The sequence below is a fragment of the Spiroplasma endosymbiont of Lariophagus distinguendus genome (assembly GCF_023846195.1).
Taxonomy (GTDB): Bacteria; Bacillota_I; Bacilli_A; order Mycoplasmatales; family VBWQ01; genus Spiroplasma_E.
Map to the genome: position 1 here is coordinate 1 of NZ_JALMUW010000111.1, position 1,594 is coordinate 1,594.

3 protein-coding genes are annotated in these 1,594 nt (G+C 21.6%); 1 reads left to right on the top strand and 2 read right to left on the bottom strand.

Annotation, left to right across the window (positions count from 1 at the left end; genetic code table 4):
- Positions 1–121: 121 nt before the first annotated feature.
- Complete coding sequence (locus tag M0D11_RS05865; RefSeq protein ID WP_252320963.1) at positions 122–571, top strand: DxFTY motif-containing membrane protein; 450 nt, start codon at positions 122–124, stop codon at positions 569–571.
- Between the two features lie 104 nt (positions 572–675).
- Here the strand turns inward: M0D11_RS05865 and M0D11_RS05870 are convergent, their stop codons facing one another.
- Both M0D11_RS05870 and M0D11_RS05875 read right to left on the bottom strand, forming a co-directional pair.
- Positions 676–891, bottom strand: a complete 216-nt coding sequence (locus M0D11_RS05870) for a hypothetical protein (protein WP_252320965.1) — start codon at positions 889–891, stop codon at positions 676–678.
- Position 892: 1 nt separating this feature from the next.
- Positions 893–1,594: ligand-binding sensor domain-containing protein (locus tag M0D11_RS05875; protein ID WP_252320967.1), on the bottom strand; the 702-nt coding region annotated here is incomplete at its 5' end.

Genomic DNA, 1,594 nt, shown 5'->3' on the forward strand with positions numbered 1-1,594 from the left:
CTAAACAGGTTCTTAAATTTTTGTATTAAAATAAGTGTTATTTAATAAATATAAATCTTATTTAATTATTGATAAAAGCATGTTAAAATTGTAAAGAATTATATTATAGAAGAGGATAAGTATGGAAAATAAAAACCAAGAAGTTAATTTTGAAAATAATAGTGAAAATACATTTCCAAGAACTAAGTTTTTGATAAGTGTTGGCTATTTAATAATACAAGTATTAATTCCAGGGATTATTCTTTTTTTTACTACTAGTACTGATTTTACTTTTACTTTTAAATTACCTTTTTGAATAATGGTACTTTCTAGTTTAAGTTTAATCATATTTACTTTTATTATAACCTTTATTACATATAAGTTAAAATTACATCAATTAGATCAATTTACATATAGTATTCCATTTGCTTTTGTTTTATCATTATTTTATTTGTCAGGATACTTTTTAACTCCTCAACAAATTTTAATACGTTTTATTATTTCAATCGCTGGTGCTGTTATTGGTATTTTTTTAACGAGTATTATTTTATTATTAGTATTAAGAAAAAAAACAAAAAAAATCATATATTAAGTTATAATAAGTGATATAAATCTAAAAAAATAAAACGAAAAAAAGGCGCGTAATATATGTTACGCACCTTTTTAAATATATGTTTTTTATTTACTGTATAAAAATTATTCAATATCTAATTCTCATACATTTGTAATTGTTCCAGCAAATAGTTTTTTATCAACTATTAATGATGAATATACTGAAGCATTTAATTCATATTTGTTTTTTACTTGACTAAAGCTTAAATCAAGTTCATAAACATTATTATTATCAGTGGTAGCATATATTTTGTTATTTAAATCTTCTATTGATAAAGAAAAAATTTTACCATCTTTCAAATTAATTTTTTCTGTTATTTCATTTTTGATTAAATCGTACTGATAAATTTTGTCTTCTGTTGCTAATATTAATTCAGTATCAGAATAGTGCTTTAATATCAAAAATAATATTACTTTTATTTTTAAAATCATATTTTAATTTATGGGTTTTAGTTTCTAAATCAATTTCTCATAATTTTCCTTCACTAGTGCCAGCATATATTTTATTTTCTGTAATTTTAACTAGGGTATTTACATCACCTCAATCGTCAAAACGATATTTTTTAGTATTACCAGTATTAATATCTAATTCATAAACATTATCAATACCAGTACCAACATATAACTTATCTTTTGAACCTTCAATTAAAGTTTTAGAATCATACTTATCACCAAATCCAGTGAATTTCTTTTCTGCAGTTTCAGTTTCTAAATCAATTTCTCAAACTGTATTTGTTATTGTACCAGCATATACTTTACCATTTGATGCTTTAATTAAACTATTTATACGTTCTTCATTTAATTGATATTTATTGATTTTTGTATTATTAGTAAAATCAATCTCTCAAATATTTCCGTTCTCTGTTGCAGCAAATATTATACTATCTGAGATTTGAAGAAATTTATTTATTTTTCCATCATTTAATTCATATTTATTAGAAATTTGACCTTCACCTATGATAATTGTTAGAACCTGTTTGGAATCTTTTATAAAATAACGTAA